This is a genomic window from Streptomyces sp. NBC_00083 (assembly GCF_026343295.1).
Lineage (GTDB): Bacteria > Actinomycetota > Actinomycetes > Streptomycetales > Streptomycetaceae > Streptomyces.
In genome coordinates this window covers 202,918-221,578 of record NZ_JAPELY010000001.1, presented here as the reverse complement: position 1 = coordinate 221,578, position 18,661 = coordinate 202,918, and the positions used below count along the sequence as shown (strand labels likewise).

The following is an 18,661-nucleotide window of genomic DNA, read 5'->3' as shown; positions in this document are numbered from 1 at the left end:
GCCCGCGCGTGCGCGCGAGTGACACGCGGCGCCGGAGCCGATCCTTCGCCCGCACGAGTGGTTTCAGCCCCTCGGGTAGCGGAGCAGCCAGCCCGCCATGTTGACGGCCGGGCCGTGCAGGGCGGGCCCCTGGGTCATCTCCATCGCGAAGTCGTCGGCGAGCTCAAGTACCGTTGCCCGGCCTTCCAGTTGGGCGAGCCAGGCAGGTGGCAGGGCGGTCTCGCCGTGCATCGCGCCGAGCAGGCTGCCGCAGACGGTGCCGGTGGCGTCGGAGGGGCCGTCGTGGTTGACGGAGAGCAGCAGGCCGTGCCGGATGTCCTCGCCGACCAGCGCGCAGTACACGGCGATCGCGAGCGCCTCGGGGGCGGTGCGGCCGGTGCCGAGGGTCGCGACGAGGGCGGGGCTCGGCATGCCCTGGCGTACGGCGCCGAGCGCGTGCTGGAGGGCCTCGGTGACCCGCTGGTGCCCGGGGCGTACGGCAAGCTGCGCGAGGGCCCGCTGGACGGCGCCGTCCATCGACTCGCCCCGGGCGAGGCCGTGCACGATGACGGCGAGCGCGCCGGCCGAGAGGTACCCGGCCGGGTCGCCGTGGGTCTGCGTCGCGCACTCCACGGCGAGCTGGAGCACCAGCTGCGGCTCCCAGCCCACGAGGAGGCCGAACGGCGCGGAGCGGGTGAGCGCGGCGGGGTCGTCGGCGGCCGGATTCTTGGGCTGTTCCAGGGTGCCCATGTGCTCGTCGCCGAGCCCCACGAGGCAGGGCTTGGCGGGGTCGCGGCGGGCGTAGAGCCACTCCTGGCGGGCGAGCCAGCCGTTGTCCTCGCGGCGCTCGTCGGGGCCCCAGTCGCGCTGGGTGGCGGCCCAGCGCAGATGGGCCCGGTGCACATCGGTGGGCGGGTGCCAGGCGCCGGTGTCGCGGCGGACCTGGGCGCGTATGAGCCCGTCCACGGTGAACAGGGTGAGCTGGGTGGCCGCGGACACGGCGCCCGCGCGGCCGTGCACCGGTACGAGGTCGTCGAGGGCGTCCTGGCCGTGGCGCTCGCGGATCTCGCTCAGCGCGAGCCCGGCGACACCGGCACCCAGGGTGTCCCCGATCGCCCCGCCCAGCAGGCAGCCCCGTACGCGACTACGGAAGTCCTGCTGTTCGGCCCGACCCCATATGGGTGCGGATGCGGCTGCGCTCATGCGGCAGCACGGTACCTGAACGAATGCGCCCACTTAAGCCCCCCTTACGACCGTTCCCAGCCAACTCGCGTGCGCGGCTGGTCGGTGCGGGGTGCCCTACCGGGGCGCGGGGCTGTGCCTTTCGCGCGGCTCCGCCGCGGTGGGCGCGGGCGGTCGCTCGGTGCCGGGTGCCCTACCGGGGCGCGGGGCTGTGCCGATTGCGCGGCTCCGCCGCGGTGGGCGCGGGTCGCGGGCGTCGACGCCGGGTGCCCTACTAGGGGCGCGGGGAACTGCGCGGGTGCCCCAGCACGGTCCGCAGACGGAAGGCGGGGTTGCTGGGGCTCCGCCCCAGGCCCCGGGGGATGCCCCACCCCGCCCCTTCCCGAAACCCTCCGGGGGTTGTGGACGGCTGAGGTTCAGGAGCCTGGGGCTCTGCCCCAGACCCCGTTCGCGCCTTAAGGGCGCTCGTCCTCAAACGCCGGACGGGCTGAGGAGGCCGAGCCTTGGCACCCTGCCAAAGGGAGGGATCCCGATGCCAGGCACCCTGCCAAGGGCAACCCACCCAGGGGCGCGGGGAACTGCGCGGGAAGGGGTTATTCGAGGACCGGGAGCAGCGCAGGCAGGTGGCCGTCCGACGCGCGGGCCGCCGCAACCCGCTCCGCCGCCACCTCCCCGTACAGCGTCGTCCGCGCGCGCGACGGCCGGCCCGCCGTCTCCGCGATCGCCACCAGGTCCTTGACCGAGCGGTACGAGCCGTAACTGGAGCCCGCCATACGGGAGATGGTCTCCTCCATCAGCGTCCCGCCCAGATCGTTCGCGCCCGACCGCAGCATCTCCGCCGCCCCGTCCTGCCCCAGCTTCACCCAGCTGGTCTGGATGTTGGGAATGTGGGGGTGCAGCAGGAGCCGGGCCATCGCCGTGACCGCCCGGTTGTCGCGGGCCGTGGGCCCCGGCCGCGCGATCCCCGCCAGGTACACGGGCGCGTTCGTGTGGATGAAGGGCAACGTCACGAACTCCGTGAACCCGCCCGTCTCCCGCTGGATCCCCGCCAGCGTACGAAGGTGGCCCAGCCAGTGGCGGGGCTGGTCGACATGCCCGTACATCATCGTGGACGAGGAGCGGATGCCCAGCTCGTGGGCGGTCCGGATCACCTCGATCCATGTCGCCGTCGGCAGCTTGCCCTTGGTGAGGATCCAGCGGACCTCGTCGTCGAGGATCTCCGCCGCCGTGCCCGGGATCGAGTCGAGCCCCGCCGCCTTCGCCTCGGTCAGCCACTCGCGGATCGACATGCCGGTGCGCGTCGCGCCGTTCACCACCTCCATCGGCGAGAACGCGTGGACGTGCATCCCCGGCACCCGCTCCTTCACGGCGCGCGCGATGTCGAAGTAGGCCGTACCGGGCAGGTCGGGGTGGATGCCGCCCTGCATGCAGACCTCCACCGCGCCCACCTCCCAGGCCTGTTCGGCCCGGTCCGCGACCTGGGAGAGGGACAGCGTGTAGGCGTCCGCGTCCGTGCGGCGCTGCGCGAAGGCGCAGAAGCGGCAGCCGGTGTAGCAGACGTTGGTGAAGTTGATGTTGCGCGTGACGATGTACGTCACCTCGTCGCCCACCATCGATTTACGGACGTCGTCCGCGACCCGGCACAGCGCGTCGAGCGCGTCGCCGTCCGCGTGCAGCAGCGCGAGCGCCTCGTCGTCGGTGAGCTTCGTCGGATCGTCGGCGGCCGTCGCCAGCGCCTGCCGTACGTCCGCGTCGATGCGGGACGGCACCATGCCGGGGGCGGCGGCCTCGCGCAGCTCGGCCCAGTCCCCGTACACGGAGTCGAAGTCGTCGCGGCGGTCGCCGGTGCGGCCTTCGGTGTCGATGGTGTGGTGCAGATCGGTCCGGCCGCTCGCGGTGAAGGCCTCGTCGGGCTCCTGCCAGGGCAGCCCGCGCACCTCGGCCGATTCGTTCGCCAGGCCCGTCGCGCCGTCCGCGAGCGCCCGCACGTGCGGCAGCAGCCGGGGGTCGAGCCACGGCTCGCCGCGCTGCACGAACTCCGGGTAGATGCACAGCCGTTCACGCAGCACGAAGCCGGCCGCGCCGGACTTCTCGGCGAGCTCCTCGATCTGCGGCCAGGGGCGCTCGGGGTTGACGTGGTCGATGGTGACCGGCGAGACGCCGCCCCAGTCGTCGATCCCGGCGCCGATCAGCCGCCCGTACTCCCCCGCCACCAGGTTCGGCGGCGCCTGGAGGCAGGCGGCCGGGCCCATGATGTGCCGGGCGACGGCGACCGTAGCGACCAGGTCGTCGAGCTCGGCGTCGGGCATGCCGCGCATCGCCGTGTCCGGCTTGGCGCGGAAGTTCTGGATGATCAGCTCCTGGACGCCGTGGTAGGCGCGGGAGATCCGGCGGAGCGCGAACAGCGAGTCGGCGCGCTCCTCGTACGTCTCGCCGATGCCGATGAGCAGCCCGCTGGTGAAGGGGACGGAGGAGCGGCCCGCGTCCTCCAGGACCCGCAGCCGCACGGCGGGCTCCTTGTCGGGGGAACCGAAGTGGGGGCCGCCGGGCTCGGACCACAGGCGGGTCGCGGTGGTCTCCAGCATCATGCCCATGGAGGGCGCGACGGGCTTGAGCCGCTGGAAGTCGGTCCAGGAGAGCACGCCGGGGTTGAGGTGCGGGAGCAGGCCCGTCTCCTCCAGGATGCGGATGGACATGGCGCGGACGTAGGCGATGGTGTCGTCGTAGCCGTGCGCGTCGAGCCATTCGCGGGCCTCGGGCCAGCGGTCCTCGGGCTTGTCGCCGAGGGTGATCAGGGCTTCCTTGCACCCCAGTTCGGCACCGCGGCGGGCGATGTCGAGGACTTCGTCCGGCGACATGAACATGCTGTGTCCGTCGCGGCGGAGCTTGCCGGGGACGGTGACGAAGGTGCAGTAGTGGCACTTGTCCCGGCACAGCCGGGTGAGCGGGATGAAGACGCTCTTGGAGTACGTGATGACGCCGGGGCGGCCGGCCGCCGCGAGGCCCGCGTCGCGGACCCGGGCGGCGGAGGCGGTGAGGTCGTCGAGGTCCGCGCCGCGTGCTTGCAGCAGCACGGCGGCCTCGGTGACGTCGAGGGCGACGCCGTCCCTGGCACGTTTGAGCGCGCGGCGCATCGAGTTGGGGGTCGGTGCGGCGGGCTGTGCGCTGGAAGTCATCCTTCGAGCATACGAGCGCCCCCAGCTGCGCCCGCCCCTACGCCCCAACCCCGCACGACCGGACCCCGCCTCCCCATGCGACCCGTCCCGCGGCCTCCGACCCCGCCTCCCTTGCGACCCCGTCCCGCGCAGTTCCCCGCGCCCCTGATCCCGCTTTCGTCTGCGGACCCTGCTCGCTTCTCGCGCAGTTCCCCGCGCCCCTATCGGGGTTGGCCCTTGGCAGGGTGCCTGGCATCGGCATCTTCAGCCCGTCCGGCGTTTGAGGACGAGCGCCTTTCGGGCGCGAACGGGGTCTGGGGCGGAGCCCCAGGGGTCTGTACCTCAGCCGCTTCATAGCCCCCGGAGGGTTTCGGGAAGGGGTGGGGTGGGGCCTCCCCGGGTCTGGGGCGGAGCCCCAGCAACCCCGGCTTTCGTCTGCGGACCGTGCCCGCGTCTCGCGCAGTTCCCCGCGCCCCTAGTAGGGCACCCGGAGTCGCAGCCCGCACCCCCACCCACCGCGGCGGAGCCGCGCAAAAGGCACAACCCCGCGCCCCAGAAGGCGCGAACCGGGGCTGGGGCGGAGGCCCAGGGGGTGCTAGAGGAACTGGGTGTATTCGTCCAGGACCGCCCCCACCCCGCCCTCCCCCGCCGAAGGCAACTGCACGACAACCTCCTCGACCCCCAACTCCGCATACCGCCCCAGCTTCCCCGCCCCCGGCAACACCGCGTACGGCACCACCTGGAGGTCACCCGGCGCCCGCCCCGCCTCCTCCCACACCCTCCGCAGCACCGGCAGGGACTCCGCCAGCCCGCGCCCCCCGATCGGCATCCACCCGTCCGCGTACTCCGCGATGTGCGCGAACAGCTTCGGCCCCGCCGCCCCGCCGACCAGGATCCGCGGCGCCCCGCCCCGTACCGGCTTGGGGTAGACGTACGAGGCCCGTACCGACCCGGACTTCCCGTCGTAGGCGGTGGGTTCGGCCGCCCAGAGCGCCCGCATGAGCCCCATCCGCTCCCGCACCAGCTCGCGCCGCTCCGCCCACGCGACACCGTGATCCGCCGCTTCCTCCTTGTTCCAGCCGAAGCCGAGCCCCAGCGTGAAGCGCCCGCCGGAGAGGTGGTCCAGGGTCGCGATCTGCTTCGCGAGGGCGATCGGGTCGTGCTGGGCCACCAGCGTGATCCCGGTGCCGAGGTGGAGCCGCTCGGTGACCGCCGCGGCCTGGCCGAGCGCCACGAACGGGTCGAGGGTGCGCCCGTACTCCGGCGGCAGCTCGCCGCCCGCCGGGTACGGGGTGGCCCGCTCGACCGGGATGTGGGTGTGCTCGGGCAGGTAGAGCCCGGAGAACCCGCGCTCCTCCAGCTCGCGCGCCAGGCGTACGGGGGTGATCGTCTGGTCGGTGAGGAAGATGGTGGCGGCGATGCGCATCGGCATACCTTCCGGTCGGTCTGGAGTCCGGGTCACTTCCTATCCTCGGCGCCGCGCAACCGCAAGAGACGCTCAACTCCCCGACTCCCCGCGTTCACACGTGGGTACGACAGTGAGCAGGCGCGTCCGGGAGGGAGCAGCAGCGCCCTCCCGCCCCTCTCGACTCAGCGGGAGCCCAGCTCATGACCGAGAACGGACAGCACGAGCACCACGAGCAGCACGGCCCGCATGCCCCCCACGCCCCGCACGGCCCGCATGCCCCCCAAGCCCCGCAGGGCCCGACCGCATCCGGCGCCATCGCCCGGCGGAGCCTCATCGCGACGGGCGCGGCCACCGCGCTTACGTTGGGAACCGTGAGCTTCGCGAACGCGGCACCGGGCGGCACGGCCGGCGGCGGCCGCCCCGACGAGACCAGGGTGGTGCGCGGCACGCTGCCGCCCGGCGCCCCCGACTTCGTCTACCTGCCCGTCGAAGTTCCGCACGGCGTAAGGGAGTTGGCGGTCTCGTACGCGTACGAGAAGGCGAGCGTGCCGGCCGGAACGCAGAACAACGCGCTCGACATCGGCATCTTCGACGAGCGCGGCACGGCGCTCGGCGGCGCCGGGTTCAGAGGCTGGTCGGGCGGGGCGCGCACGGAGTTCTTCCTGCGCGCCGACGACGCGACCCCGGGCTATCTGCGCGGGCCCGTGCGCGCCGGGACCTGGCACATCGCGCTCGGCCCGTACACGGTCGCACCGCAGGGCCTGCCGTACACGGTGACGGTCACCCTGAAGTACGGCGCGGCGGGCACGACGCCCGCGCCGGTCTATCCGCCGCCGCGCGCGAAGGGGCGGGGCCGGGCCTGGTACCGGGGCGACTGCCACCTGCACTCGGTGCACTCCGACGGCGGCCGCACCCCGGCCGAGATCGCGGCGCTCGCCCGCGCGGCGGGGCTCGACTTCATCAACACCTCGGAGCACAACACGACGTCGGGCCACCGGGCCTGGCAGGGCCTGTGGGGCGACGATCTGCTGATCATGACCGGCGAGGAGATCACCACCCGCAACGGCCATGTGGTCGCCCTCGGCACCGAGCCCGGCCGGTTCGTCGACTGGCGCTACCGGGCCCGGGACAACCGTTTCGGCCACTTCGCGCGCGAGGTCCGCGCGGCGGGCGGCCTCGTGGTCCCGGCCCACCCGCACGCGACCTGCGTGGGCTGCGGCTGGAAGTTCGGCTTCGGCGACGCGGACGCGGTGGAGGTGTGGAACGGCCCCTACACCCCGGACGACGAGGTCACCCTCCTCGAATGGGACAACTCCCTTGTCGTGTCCGCCCGTTCGGGCAGGCCATGGCTGCCGGCGATGGGCAACAGTGACGCCCACCGCGACCCGGACCGGGTCGGCGGCCCCCAGACGGTGGTCCTGGCCGACGACCTGTCCACGCGGGCGATCCAGGCGGGCCTCAAAGCGGGGCGCTCCTACGTGGCGGAGTCGGCGGCGCTCTCGCTGAGCTTCGGCGTCTCGGGCGCCCGGGGCGCGCACGCGGGCATCGGCGAGCGGTTGCGGGCCGCGCCCGACGAGCTGGTCACCGCCCGTCTGGAGGTGACCGGCGCGCCCGGCTGCACGGTGGCCTTCGTCACGGACCAGGGCACGGTGTACTCCGTCGCGCTCCCTGCCTCGGGCACCGGCACGGCCTCGTGGCAGACCACGGCGGCCAGGGCGGCCTACATCCGGGCGGAGGTCCGCCACGCGCCCACGACGCCGACGTTCCCCGGCCCCATGGCGGCCCTCACCAACCCGATCTTCCTGACCCCGGCTCCGTGAACCCCGCCAACCCCGCCTTCGGGTGCGGACCGTGCCCGCGTCCCGCACACCCCTGACTACTCGATGCCGGGCGGCATGCACTTCCCCGCGCCCCCAAGAAGTAGGGCACCCGGAGCCGCAGTGACCCTCCCGCCCGGTATGGCCGGTTTCGCTCGGGGCGGGCCGGAATGGCACAGTGAAGGGCATGATCTTCATCGCCGTCAGGTTCACCGTCCGCCCCGAGCACGCCGACAACTGGCTCACCGTCGTCGACGACTTCACGACCGCCACCCGCGCCGAGCCGGGCAACCTGTTCTACGACTGGTCGCGCAGCGTGGACGACCCCACCCAGTACACGCTGCTCGAAGCCTTCGCCGACTCCGCCGCCGGCGCGGCCCACGTCGACTCCGACCACTTCCGCGCCGGGATGGAGACGATGGCCGGATACATCGCCGCCACCCCGGACATCATCAACGTCGAGGTACCCGGCCAGGGCTGGAACAAGATGGCCGAGCTCCAGCCCAAGTAGCCCCAGGAGGAAGAGCCGGGCGGCTAGCCGGGCCAGACGATCGACTGGAGCTCGCTGTACGCGTGCAGTGCGTACGAGCCGACGTCCCGACCCACCCCGCTCTTCTTGAAGCCGCCGAACGGCGCCTCCATGTTGCGGCCGATCGTGTTCACACCGACCCCGCCGGCCCGCAGCCGGCGCGCGACGCGGAAGGCGCGGGCCACGTCACCGGACCACACGTAGTCGAGCAGGCCGTAGTCGCTGTCGTTGGCCAGCGCGACGCCCTCCTCCTCGTCGTCGAAGGGGATGACCACCACGACCGGGCCGAAGATCTCCTCGCGGGCCACCCGCATGGCGTTGGTGCACTCCGCGAGGAGGGTCGGGGCCACATAGAAACCGCGGTCCAGTGGTGGGCGCTCCCCGCCCGCCACGACCGTCGCCCCCTCCTTGCGGCCCAGCTCCACATAGGACTCCACCCGGTCCCGGTGCGCGGCCGAGATCACCGGCCCGACCACGGTGTCCCGGGCCGCCGGATCGCCCACCTTCAGGAACCCCGCGTACGCCGCGAGCTTCTCGACCAGCCGGTCGTGGACGCCGCGCTGCACCAGGACGCGGGTGGGCGCGGTGCAGATCTGCCCGCTGTAGAACGAGAAGGTGGTGCCGATGCCCGAGACCGCCGCGTCGAGGTCGGCGTCGTCGAAGACGACCGCGGCGCCCTTGCCGCCCAGCTCCATCAGCTGCCGCTTCATGTGGCGCCCGCACACCTCGGCGATCCGCTGCCCCACGGCGGTCGAGCCGGTGAAGGAGACCATGTCGACGTCGGGCGAGTCCACGGCCGCCTCGCCGACCGCGGGCGCGGACCCGGTGACCACGTTCACCACCCCGCGCGGCACCCCCGCCTCCTCCAGTGCCCGCGCCATCCGGAACACCGACAGCGGGTCCTGTGGCGCGGGCTTCACCACGACCGTGTTGCCCATCGCGAGCGCCGGCGCCACCTTGCCCGCCGGGTTGGCCCACGGGTTGTTGTACGAGGTGACGCAGGTGACGACCCCGACCGGCTGCCGCACCGCGAGCGCGCCGAACACCCCCGCGCGCCCCATCGGCCCGGCCTCGTTCACCTGCGGCACGAGCGCCTGCTCCACCGGTTCGAGGGCGCCCTTCGCGTACCGCCGGAACCGCGAGACGCCCACCCCGACCTGCATGCCGCGCGCGGTGGCGGTGGTGGCGCCGGTCTCGGCGCGGGCCAGCTCGGCGTTGGACGCGAAGTCGCGCTGCATGAGATCGGCGGCCCGGTCCAGGATCGCGGCGCGTTCCTCGGGCCGCGTACGCGACCAGGCGCCGAAGGCCTCCCGCGCCGCGGCCGCCGCCCGGTACACCTGGTCGCGACTGGCCTCGGGCGCCAGCCCGACCACGTCCTCGGTGGCGGGGTCGAGCACGGGATAGTGCCCGCCGTCGGGCTCCACCCACTCCCCGCCGATGAACAACGAATGCCCCAACTCCCCTACTTCAGCGCTCACTTGGTGCTCACCGTCCTGGTGTCGCGCCCCGAACGGAGCACCGTGCCGGGCACGGCGCCCGTCACCCGGTCGTCGCGGAGCGTCTCGATGCCGTTGACCCGGACCGAGACGATGCCGATCGCCTTGGAGTCGAGCCGGGGGCTGTCGCCCGGCAGGTCGTGCACGAGAGTGGCGGGCCCGGCCTCGATGCGCTCCGGGTCGAACAGGACGAGGTCGGCATGGAACCCCTCCTCGATCCGCCCCCGCTCGCGCAGTCCGAACAGCCGGGCGGGATCGTCGGTGAGCATCTTCACGGCCCGCTCCAGCGGGACGAGCCGGCGCCCGCGCAGACAGTCCCCGAGGAAGCGGGTGGTGTACGGGGCCCCGCACATCCGGTCGAGGTGCGCCCCGGCGTCGGACCCGCCGAGCAGCACGTCCTCGTGCTCCCAGGTCTCGCGGCGCAGCTCCCAGGTGGCGGGGTCGTTGTCGGTCGGCATGGGCCAAAGGACCGTACGCAGGCGGTCGTTGGCGCAGATCTCGACGAGGCAGTGGAACGGGTCGAGTCCGCGCTCGGCTGCGATGTCCTTGACCACCCGCCCCGACAGGCCCTCGTTCTCGGGGCTGTAGGTGTCGCCGATGACGTACCGGCCGAAGTCGGCGAGGCGCCGGAAGATGCCGGCTTCCTTGCTGTCGGCGCGGCGCAGCATCTCGGCGCGTACGTCCGCGTCGCGCAGCCGGTCGATGCGCTCGGGGACGGGCAGGCCGAGGATGTCGCCCCACCCGGGGATCAGGTTGAGGGCGCAGAACGTGCCGAGCGACATGTTCATGGGCGTGAGGATCGGCATGGTGAGGGCGACGATGCGGCCGCCGGCCTCGCGTGCGCGCTCGCTGGGGATCAGCTGGCGCGGTACGCGTTCGGGTACGGCGGCGTCGATGGTCAGGACGTTCCAGTTGAGCGGGCGTCCCGCGGCGGCGCTCATCTCGACGAGCAGGTCGATCTCGTCGTCCGCGAACTGGTCGAGGCACCCGGCGACGATCGCTTCGAGCTGCGTGCCCTCGTGCCGGCCGACGGCCTCGCACAGCGCGAGCAGTTCGGCGGGGCGCGCGTGCCGGGAGGCGACGGGCTTGCCGTCGCCGTCGGAGTGGGTCGAGGACTGGGTGGTGGAGAGCCCCCACGCGCCGGCGTCCATCGCGTCGCGCAGCAGCGCGACCATGGTGTCCAGCTGCGCGGGGGTGGGCTGCCCGCCGACCGCGTCGGGGCCCATCACATGCCGCCGCAGGGCGCAGTGGCCGACCATGAACCCGGCGTTGACGGCGATGCGCCCGTCGAGCGCGTCGAGGTACTCCCTGAAGCTGCTCCACCCCCAACTGACGCCCTCCTCAAGGGCCTTGAGGGACATCCCCTCCACCTTGGACATCATGCGCCGGGTGTAGTCGGCGTCCTCGGGGCGGTCGGGGTGGAGCGGGGCGAGGGTGAATCCGCAGTTGCCGCCGGCGACGGTGGTGACGCCGTGGTTCATGGACGGCGTGGCGTACGGGTCCCAGAAGAGCTGGGCGTCGTAGTGGGTGTGCGGGTCGACGAACCCGGGCGCGAGCACGAGACCGGTGGCGTCCTCGCTGGTGGCGGCGGCCTCCGTCACCCCGCCCGGCCCGGCGACGACGGCGATCCGCCCGTCCCGGATCCCGACGTCGGCGCGTCGCGCGGGGGCGCCGGTGCCGTCCACGAGGGTGGCGCCCTTGATCAGATGGTCGAGCATGGGGTCCCTTTCTTGTACGGGCGTTGCGTGGTGCCCGGCGCAAATGTGCTGGTCCCGCCCCGGCCGGGGGTGCCGCGGGGGCCTCCGGCCGGGGCGGGTGACGGGCCGGCGATCCGGGAAGACGCCGGCCCGCGCCTGGGGGGTTTGCCCACCCACCTCCGCGCGCGCCCTTTCAGCCCGTCCGGCGTTTGAGGACGAGCGCGCTTCAGCCCGTCCGGCGTTTGAGGACGAGCGCCCTTCAGGCGCGAACGGGGTCTGGGGCAGAGCCCCAGGCTCCTGAACCTCAGCCGTCCACAACCCCCGGAGGGTTTCGGGAAGGGGCGGGGTGGGGCATCCCGGGGCCTGGGGCGGAGCCCCAGCAACCCCGCTTTCGTCTACGGACCGTGCTGGGGCACCCGCGCAGTTCCCCGCGCCCCTAGTAGGGCACCCGGCGTCGACGCCCGCGACCCGCGCCCACCGCGGCGGAGCCGCGCAAACGGCACAGCCCCGCGCCCCCGTAGGGCACCCGGCGTCGACGCCCGCGACCCGCGCCCGCCGCGGCGGAGCCGCGCACGTGGGGGTCAGGCCGCGCGGAAGCGGGACGTGCGGTGGACCGGGTCCGTGTCGATGCGCGGAATCACATGCTCCCCGATGAGCCGAATCGTCTGGAGCGTGTCCTCGTACGAAATCCCGATCGGCAGTCCGAAGGACAACTGATCCGCCCCCGCCTGCTCCCACCGCTTGCACTGCGCCGTCACCTCGTCCGGATCCCCGCAGATCATCAGCTCCTCCGCGATGAGCAGCTCGATGATCTCCGCGTTGTACTCCGGCAGCAGCTCCGGCCACTCCGGAATCCCCTCGGGCCGGGGGAACGTGTCGTGGTAGCGGAACACCAGCGACTGGAGCCGGTTGAGTCCGCCCTCGACGGCGATCCGCACCGCCTCGTCGTGCGTCGGCGCACAGATCGCCGTCGACGTCACCATCACGTTGTCGTTGACGAAGTCACCGATCGGCTCGGCGTCCCGGATCGCCGTCTTGTACTGCTCCAGGACCCACTCCATGTCGGAGACCTTCTGCACGGAGAACCCGAGGACCCCGAGCCCCTTGCGCGCCGCCATCGCGTACGAGGAGGGCGACCCGGCCGCGTACCACATGGCCGGGTGCGACTTCCCGTACGGCTTGGGGAAGATCTTGCGCGGCGGAAGCTGCCAGTGCTTGCCCTGGAACCCCGGGTACTCCTCCTGGAGCCACATCTTGGGGAACTCCGCGATGGTCTCTTCCCAGATCTCCTTGGTGTAGTTCATGTCGGTGACGCCGGGTATGAACCCGAGGATCTCGTGGGAGCCCGCGCCGCGCCCGCTGCCGAACTCGAAGCGCCCTTCGGAGAGGTGGTCGAGCATGGCCACCTTCTCGGCGACCTTGACCGGGTGGTTGACCTGGGCGAGCGGGTTGAAGATGCCCGAGCCGAGGTGGATGCGCTCGGTGGCGTGGGCGAGGTAGCCGAGGAAGACCTCGTTGGCCGAGAGGTGCGAGTACTCCTCCAGGAAGTGGTGCTCGGAGGCCCAGGCGTACTTGAAGCCGGACTTGTCGGCCTGGATGACGTACTTCGTCTCCTCCATCAGCGCCTTGTGCTCCGCCATGGGGTCGACCGCGGACCGTGCTGCCGGCACGTATCCCTGCACAAAGAGTCCGAATTCCAAGGGACTTCTCCTTCATGAGGTATCACTAGTTTCTGACGCATCGTCAGATTGTGACGAGCTCGACTGTTCCACCGGCCGCGAGGACCGTCAATACCTGACGTACAGTCAGACCAGGTCTCGGGACACCCGGTCTCAGAACAGGGACACGCCCGCGAGCCAGCCGCCGTCGATGACGAAGGGCTGGCCCGTGATGTACGAGGAGTCCTCGGCGGAGAGGAAGAGCGCGAGGGCGGCCACCTCCTCGGGGCGGCCCACCCGGCCGAGCGGCACCAGCTTGCGGTAGAGCTCGTCGAGGGCGGCCGAGGTCGCCGACGCGTCCGCCGTCGGGTCGAGCTGCGCGGGGTTGGACATCGCCGTGTCGATGGCCCCGGGACACACCGCGTTGACCCGGATCCCGAGGTGCGCGAGCTCCAGCGAGGCCACCCGGGTGAGCCCGAGGATGGCGTGCTTGGTCGCCGCGTACGTACCCACCGCCGCCATCCCGGTCATCGCCGTGTACGACGCGGTGTTGACGATGGTGCCGCCGCCCGCGGCCCCGATCTCGGGCGCGACGGTCCTGATCCCGAGGAAGCAGCCCACCTGGTTGACCTGCACGACCTGCATGAACTCGTCCAGCGGGGTGTCGACGAGCGAGTTGAACCGCAGGATCCCCGCGTTGTTGACCAGCCCGTCGATCTTCCCGAAGGCGTCCTTGGCGGCGGCGACCGCGTCCGCCCACTCCTCCTCGCGGCTCACATCGAGATGGACGAACCGGGCGCGGTCCTGCCCCAGCTCCTTGACGAGCGCCTCCCCCTGCTCGTCCAGCACGTCGGCGACGACGACCTGGGCGCCCTCGGCCACGAACAGCCGCGCCTCCTGCTCCCCCTGCCCCCGCGCGCCACCGGTGATGAACACGACCCGTCCGTCGAGCTTGCCCATGCTGGACTCCTAGTCATTGAGGTGCGGGGCGACCTCGGCCCCGAACGCGGCCATCTGGTCGAGGAGTTCGTCGCATCCGCGGGAGCGGAACCGCACCTGGATCTGGTCCACGCCCATCGCGCGGTACGCGCGCAGCGACTCCGCGAGGGCCTCCGGCTTCCCGGTGAGGGTGCGCCGGCCGGTCTCCCAGCCGGGCTCACCCACGTACAGCGCCTCGGTGATCGCGCCCACGGTGATGGGCTCGTCGACCCCGGCCTGTTCGCGCAGCTCCCTCAACCGGCCGATCTGGGCGGGGAGCCGGTCGCGCGGGTCTCCTTGCGGGAGCCATCCGTCGCCGCGCAGGGCGGCGCGCCGGACCGCCGCCGGGGACGATCCGCCGACCCAGACCGGCACGCGCCGCTGCGCGGGCCGGGGGCGCTGCCCGAGCCCGTCGAAGGAGAAGTGCTCGCCGTGGAACGCGGGGTACTCCTCCGGCCCCAGCGCCACCCGGAGGGCGTCGATGGTCTCGTCGAGCACGGGCCCCCGGCGGGCGAAGTCCGCCCCGACCGCGTCGAACTCCTCCCGCACGTGGCCGGCGCCGACGCCGAGGATCAGCCGCCCGCCGCTGAGGTGGTCCAGGGTCGCGTACTGCTTGGCGGTGATGAGGGGATGGCGCAGTCCGACGACGGCGACATGGCTCATCAGCAGGACCCGCTCGGTGACGGCCGCCAGGTGGGAGAGGGTGGCGACCGGGTCGTACCAGATGGTGCTCATCGGCCCCGCGAGCCGGCGCGGGATGGCCACGTGGTCGCAGCTCGCGACGTAGGCGAAGCCCGCCCGGTCGGCGGCCCGCGCGACCTCCACGAGTTCGCGGGGGCCCGCGTCGGCCTCCCAGCCCTCCGCGTACATGGTGCTCTGCGACTGGACGGGAAGCTGCATCCCGTACACCAGACGCCCGTTCGGCAGTATCGGCACCGCGCGCCCGCCTCCACCCGTATCTGACGCTCCGTCAAATGCGTACGGGCCCCATCGTCATTGCTGACGCATCGTCAGGCAAGGGGTGTGCGGGCGGCGGTGGCGCCGGCGCGGGAACTGCCGCCTGTTCCAGTGCGGCGTACTTCGGGCTGTGGGCGGGCTGCGCGGGCGGGCTGCGCGGGCCGGCTCGATCAGGCGGCGGTCGGCTGGGGGCGGCGCAGTTCCGGCTGCCCGAAGAGGAGGGCGTAGCCGTCGGGGAGGCGGTGGAGGATGCGGGCGAGGAGGTCGGGGCCGGCGAGGCGGGCGACGATGGCGAATACGGCGCCGGTGTCCCAGCGGACGGTTGCCGGGGTGGCGCCGGTGCGGGTGGCCAGGCCCTTGACGAAGCCCCAGCCGGTGAGGGGTTCGGCGTCGGGGATCTGGGCGGTCAGGGTGAGGGCGGCCTCGACGGGCAGGCACTGGGCGAGGTCGACGCGTTCGTCTCCGGTGAGCTGGCGGCCGAGGGCGGAGAGGACGTGGTGGACGGCTTCCGCGGCGCGTTCGCGGGTGGGGTAGGCGCCTTCGTAGCGCACGCGTTCCAGCATCTGGTCGAGCGTCATGGCGGTCCGGGACGGGTGCGCTCGGGGCCGGGGCTGGTCGTACATGGCTGCGGTTGCCTTTCTGCGCGATGGCTGTCGGCCCGGTCCGCCGGTGATGGTCGGGCCGGTCGGGGCGGTCAGGTCGGCCGGGGGTGGCCGAACAGGAGGTCGTAGCCGGGCGGGAGTTGGAGGAGGACCTCATGGGTGAGGGCGTCGCCCGCGGCGGCGGCGACCGTGGAGAGGACGGCGCCGATGTCCCACAGGGCGGTCGTCTCGGTGGCGCCCTCGATCCAGGCCGCGGTCGCACGGACGAAACGCTCGGGCGGGAGCGGCTCCGCCGCCTGCAACGGGTTGAGGAGGATCAGGGCGTACGTCTCGGGCAGACGGGCGGCGAGCTCGGCGCGCACGGTGCCGACCAGGTGGGCGCCGAGCAGGGCCAGGACGACGCGGGCGACGCGGTCGGCCTCTTCGGGGGTTTCGTACTCGCCGTGTTCCTGGACGTGGGCCAGGAAGGATTCCCTGCGCATCGACATCACGTCACCTCCGGGAACGGGGTGGTGAAGGGCTCGAAGGGGGTGCGGAGGGCGGGGCGCCCGGGGGGGGAGTCGGATCTTTCCCGCCCTCCGCCGCCGGCTGACGCCGGAGGGTTCAGCCGGCGATCTGCTTGCGGCCGGATTCCCCGCCGATGCTGATCTTTCGGGGCTTGGCGCGCTCGGCGATCGGGATGCGCAGGGTCAGGACACCCGCGTCGTAGTCCGCCTGGATCCGCTCGGTGTCCAGGGTGTCGGCCAGGACGAGCTGGCGGGAGAAGACACCCAGCGGCCGCTCGGAGAGCTCCACCTTCACCGAGTCGGCCTTCGCGGCCGGCCGGCGCTCCGCCTTCACGGTCAGCATGTTCCGCTCGACGTCGATGTCGATCGCCTCGGTGCTGACGCCCGGGAGGTCGAAGGCGATCACGTAGGCGTCGCCCTCGCGGTAGGCGTCCATCGGCATGACGGACGGCTTCGACCAGGTGCCCGACGTACCCGACAGCTGCTGGACGATCCGGTCCATCTCGCGGAACGGGTCAGTGCGCATCAACATCGCGAAACACCTCCAGTTGGTTCAGGCAGAAACTGCCAATGCGCTTCAACGTGCATCCGTTGTAGCATGTCATCGAAACGATGACAAGCAGGGTGTCATCTGGAGGATGACAGGGCCGAGCGAAGAGAGAAGCCCCATGAACGAAGCCACCTCACCCGACGCCGGGGTCCCCTTCTCCGCCGCCGCGGCGGCACTGGAAGCCATCAACCAGTCCGTGCGGGACGCTCGGGAATCCGCCACGGCGCCGGCCGCGGCGCCGCCCGGCGCCGACGCGGGCCCGCAACCGGCCCTGGCCGCGCTGCTGATGCTGCGCGAGGTCCGTGAACAGCTGGCCGGCTGGGAGAGCGGGCTGATCGAGACCGCCCGACGGCAGGGCGCGAGCTGGGCCGACCTCGCCGGCCCTCTCGGCGTCGCCAGCCGCCAGGCCGCCGAACGCCGCTACCTGCGCCTGCGGCCGGGAACGCCCGGGAGCACCGGCGAAGAGCGGGTCCAGGCCACCCGCGACAACCGTGCCGCCGATCGCACCGTCACCGCCTGGGCCCGCGACAACGCGGCAGACCTCCGCCGCCTCGCCGGACAGATCACCGCCCTCACCGACCTGCCCGCAGGATCCGAGGACGCGGTCGGCGAGCTGAACCTGGCCCTCGCCCACAGCGACCCGGCCCGGCTCGTGGGCCCCCTGGCCGCCACCCGCCCCCATCTGCAGCCCGAGGCCGCCGACCTCGCCGACCGCGTCGACGACCTCACCCGCCGCACCGAACAACTGCGCCGGGACACCCACGACCAGCGCGGCACCTAGACCGCACCCGACGCCCTGCCTCCGGGGTTCCCGCGGGCCCCAAGGTGCTTGTCAGCGGGCCGGCTTGAGGGTGAGGAGACGGTTCGGCGAGCCGGCGCCGGGCCTGGTGACGAGCCCGGTGGTGGCCGCGGCGGTGAGGGCGGCGGCGACCTGGTCCGGCCGCGCGGTGGGGTGGGCGGCCAGGTGGAGCGCGGCGGCGCCGGCCACGTGCGGGGCCGCCATGGACGTACCGGAGTCGGTGACGGTGGAGGTGTCGCTCGCGTTCCAGGCCGACGCGATGAACTCCCCCGGGGCGAACAGGTCGAGCGCGGCACCGTAGTTGGAGAGGCTGTCGCGGGAGTCGCGTTCGGTGGTGGCGCCCACGGTGATGGCCTCGCGGACCCGGGCCGGGGAGTGCGCGGAGGCGTCCCCGGCGTCGTTGCCTGCCGCGACGGTGTACGTCACACCGGAGGCGATGGACTTCCGTACGGCCTGGTCGACCACCGGGTCCGCCCCGCCGCTGAGCGACATGTTGGCGACGGCGGGCTTGGCGGCGTGCCGGGTCACCCAGTCGATGCCCGCGACGATCTGTTCGGTGGTGCCGGAGCCCGCGTCGTCGAGCACCCGTACCGCGACGATCTTCGCCTTCTTGGCCACGCCGTAGCGGCTGCCCGCGGCGATGGCGGCGACGTGGGTGCCGTGACCGTTGCCGTCCTGGGCGATGGCGTCGTCGTCGACGGCGTCGTAACCGTGGGAGGCACGGCCCCCGAAGTCCTGGTGGGTGACGCGGACCCCGCTGTCGAGGATGTACGCGGTCACGCCGGCCCCGGCGCCCGCCGGGTAGGTGTAGCTCCGGTCCAGCGGGAGCTTCCGCTGGTCGATCCGGTCGAGGCCCCAGGACGGCGGGCGGGACTGGGTGCCGGTGACGCGGAAGGCGCGGTTGGCGGTGACGGAGGCGACCGCGGGGTCGGCGGCCATCCGCTGGGCCTGCGCGGCCGAGGCGCGCACCGAGTAGCCGTTGAGGGCCTGCTGGTAGGTGCGCTTCACGGTGGCGCCGTACCGCGCGGCGAGCGCCCTGCCCGCGGCGGAGTCGGCGCGCGGGGCGGTGTCCTTGAGGGTGACGATGTAGCTGCCGGGTATGGCGGTGGCGGGCTCGGGGCCGGCCGCGCGGATCGCTTCCGCCGGGGCTCCGGTGGCCGTGGGGGTCGCCGCGTCGGAAGGGGTCGCTGCGGCGGAGGCCGACGACAGGCCCGTGGTGAGTGCACCGAGAGCGGTCAGCCCCACGGTGATGGTGCGTGCCCATGGCATGACAGGGGTATCTCCTTGATCGATGAGGTGCCCGTGCGCGCGGGTGCCCGTGCGCGCACCCCGGCTTCCCTGACCCGAG

General features: G+C 72.9%; 14 protein-coding genes and 1 pseudogene. 3 read left to right on the top strand and 12 right to left on the bottom strand.

The annotated features are described in order from the left end of the window. Window positions 1-63 precede the first annotated feature (63 nt). From OOJ98_RS01020 to OOJ98_RS01010, 3 genes are all read right to left on the bottom strand, one after another. The gene (locus OOJ98_RS01020; RefSeq protein WP_267052700.1) at window positions 64-1,182 is read right to left on the bottom strand and encodes an ADP-ribosylglycohydrolase family protein; all 1,119 of its coding nucleotides are present in this window, start codon (window positions 1,180-1,182) and stop codon (window positions 64-66) included. Between the two features lie 572 nt (window positions 1,183-1,754). After that, window positions 1,755-4,337 carry a bifunctional FO biosynthesis protein CofGH gene (locus tag OOJ98_RS01015; protein ID WP_267052699.1) on the bottom strand — a complete coding sequence of 861 codons (2,583 nt, stop codon included), beginning with the start codon at window positions 4,335-4,337 and terminating at the stop codon, window positions 1,755-1,757. Between the two features lie 574 nt (window positions 4,338-4,911). Next, window positions 4,912-5,742 carry an LLM class F420-dependent oxidoreductase gene (locus tag OOJ98_RS01010; RefSeq protein WP_267052698.1) on the bottom strand — a complete coding sequence of 277 codons (831 nt, stop codon included), beginning with the start codon at window positions 5,740-5,742 and terminating at the stop codon, window positions 4,912-4,914. A 182-nt stretch (window positions 5,743-5,924) separates the two neighbouring features. Between OOJ98_RS01010 and OOJ98_RS01005 the strand changes: the two genes are divergently transcribed. Continuing rightward, complete coding sequence (locus OOJ98_RS01005; RefSeq protein WP_267052697.1) at window positions 5,925-7,544, top strand: CehA/McbA family metallohydrolase; 1,620 nt, start codon at window positions 5,925-5,927, stop codon at window positions 7,542-7,544. 184 nt (window positions 7,545-7,728) lie between these two features. Continuing rightward, complete coding sequence (locus tag OOJ98_RS01000) at window positions 7,729-8,052, top strand: putative quinol monooxygenase (RefSeq protein ID WP_267052696.1); 324 nt, start codon at window positions 7,729-7,731, stop codon at window positions 8,050-8,052. A gap of 23 nt (window positions 8,053-8,075) precedes the next feature. Here the strand turns inward: OOJ98_RS01000 and OOJ98_RS00995 are convergent, their stop codons facing one another. The 8 genes from OOJ98_RS00995 to OOJ98_RS00960 all read right to left on the bottom strand — a co-directional run bounded on the left by OOJ98_RS00995 (window position 8,076) and on the right by OOJ98_RS00960 (window position 16,496). After that, complete coding sequence (locus tag OOJ98_RS00995; RefSeq protein ID WP_267052695.1) at window positions 8,076-9,548, bottom strand: aldehyde dehydrogenase family protein; 1,473 nt, start codon at window positions 9,546-9,548, stop codon at window positions 8,076-8,078. After that, the gene (locus tag OOJ98_RS00990; protein ID WP_267052694.1) at window positions 9,545-11,284 is read right to left on the bottom strand and encodes an amidohydrolase family protein; all 1,740 of its coding nucleotides are present in this window, start codon (window positions 11,282-11,284) and stop codon (window positions 9,545-9,547) included. The genes OOJ98_RS00995 and OOJ98_RS00990 overlap by 4 nt, the downstream gene beginning before the upstream one ends. 560 nt (window positions 11,285-11,844) lie before the next feature. Then, entirely contained in the window at window positions 11,845-12,963 is a 1,119-nt protein-coding gene (locus OOJ98_RS00985) for an LLM class flavin-dependent oxidoreductase (protein ID WP_267052693.1), read from the bottom strand. Window positions 12,964-13,095: 132 nt separating this feature from the next. Then, window positions 13,096-13,881, bottom strand: a complete 786-nt coding sequence (locus OOJ98_RS00980; protein ID WP_267052692.1) for an SDR family NAD(P)-dependent oxidoreductase — start codon at window positions 13,879-13,881, stop codon at window positions 13,096-13,098. Between the two features lie 9 nt (window positions 13,882-13,890). Then, window positions 13,891-14,835 (bottom strand): LLM class F420-dependent oxidoreductase, encoded by a 945-nt coding sequence (locus tag OOJ98_RS00975; protein ID WP_267052691.1) that lies wholly within the window; start codon window positions 14,833-14,835, stop codon window positions 13,891-13,893. Between the two features lie 191 nt (window positions 14,836-15,026). Continuing rightward, on the bottom strand, window positions 15,027-15,479 hold the full coding sequence (locus OOJ98_RS00970; protein WP_267052690.1) for a DUF2267 domain-containing protein: 453 nt from the start codon (window positions 15,477-15,479) through the stop codon (window positions 15,027-15,029). Window positions 15,480-15,550: 71 nt separating this feature from the next. Further along, window positions 15,551-15,946: a DUF2267 domain-containing protein gene (locus OOJ98_RS00965; RefSeq protein ID WP_267052689.1), complete on the bottom strand. Its 396-nt coding sequence runs from the start codon at window positions 15,944-15,946 to the stop codon at window positions 15,551-15,553. 115 nt (window positions 15,947-16,061) lie between these two features. After that, the gene (locus tag OOJ98_RS00960; protein ID WP_267052688.1) at window positions 16,062-16,496 is read right to left on the bottom strand and encodes an Hsp20/alpha crystallin family protein; all 435 of its coding nucleotides are present in this window, start codon (window positions 16,494-16,496) and stop codon (window positions 16,062-16,064) included. Window positions 16,497-16,632: 136 nt separating this feature from the next. Here OOJ98_RS00960 and OOJ98_RS00955 point away from each other — a divergent pair, with 136 nt between their 5' ends. Next, window positions 16,633-17,295, top strand: a complete 663-nt coding sequence (locus OOJ98_RS00955; protein WP_267052687.1) for an HSP18 transcriptional regulator — start codon at window positions 16,633-16,635, stop codon at window positions 17,293-17,295. 72 nt (window positions 17,296-17,367) lie between these two features. Here the strand turns inward: OOJ98_RS00955 and OOJ98_RS00950 are convergent. Continuing rightward, window positions 17,368-18,582 (bottom strand): annotated as a pseudogene (locus tag OOJ98_RS00950) (S8 family peptidase); the annotation flags it as partial. Window positions 18,583-18,661: the final 79 nt, after the last annotated feature.

What these genes read in the sequence shown, in the direction of transcription:
- OOJ98_RS01020 (WP_267052700.1), bottom strand. Translation starts at nt 1,182, where the DNA reads ATGAGCGCAGCCGCATCCGCACCCATATGGGGTCGGGCCGAACAGCAG.
- OOJ98_RS01015 (WP_267052699.1), bottom strand. Translation starts at nt 4,337, where the DNA reads ATGACTTCCAGCGCACAGCCCGCCGCACCGACCCCCAACTCGATGCGC.
- OOJ98_RS01010 (WP_267052698.1), bottom strand. Translation starts at nt 5,742, where the DNA reads ATGCGCATCGCCGCCACCATCTTCCTCACCGACCAGACGATCACCCCC.
- OOJ98_RS01005 (WP_267052697.1), top strand. Translation starts at nt 5,925, where the DNA reads ATGACCGAGAACGGACAGCACGAGCACCACGAGCAGCACGGCCCGCAT.
- OOJ98_RS01000 (WP_267052696.1), top strand. Translation starts at nt 7,729, where the DNA reads ATGATCTTCATCGCCGTCAGGTTCACCGTCCGCCCCGAGCACGCCGAC.
- OOJ98_RS00990 (WP_267052694.1), bottom strand. Translation starts at nt 11,284, where the DNA reads ATGCTCGACCATCTGATCAAGGGCGCCACCCTCGTGGACGGCACCGGC.
- OOJ98_RS00980 (WP_267052692.1), bottom strand. Translation starts at nt 13,881, where the DNA reads ATGGGCAAGCTCGACGGACGGGTCGTGTTCATCACCGGTGGCGCGCGG.
- OOJ98_RS00970 (WP_267052690.1), bottom strand. Translation starts at nt 15,479, where the DNA reads ATGTACGACCAGCCCCGGCCCCGAGCGCACCCGTCCCGGACCGCCATG.
- OOJ98_RS00965 (WP_267052689.1), bottom strand. Translation starts at nt 15,946, where the DNA reads ATGTCGATGCGCAGGGAATCCTTCCTGGCCCACGTCCAGGAACACGGC.
- OOJ98_RS00960 (WP_267052688.1), bottom strand. Translation starts at nt 16,496, where the DNA reads ATGTTGATGCGCACTGACCCGTTCCGCGAGATGGACCGGATCGTCCAG.
- OOJ98_RS00955 (WP_267052687.1), top strand. Translation starts at nt 16,633, where the DNA reads ATGAACGAAGCCACCTCACCCGACGCCGGGGTCCCCTTCTCCGCCGCC.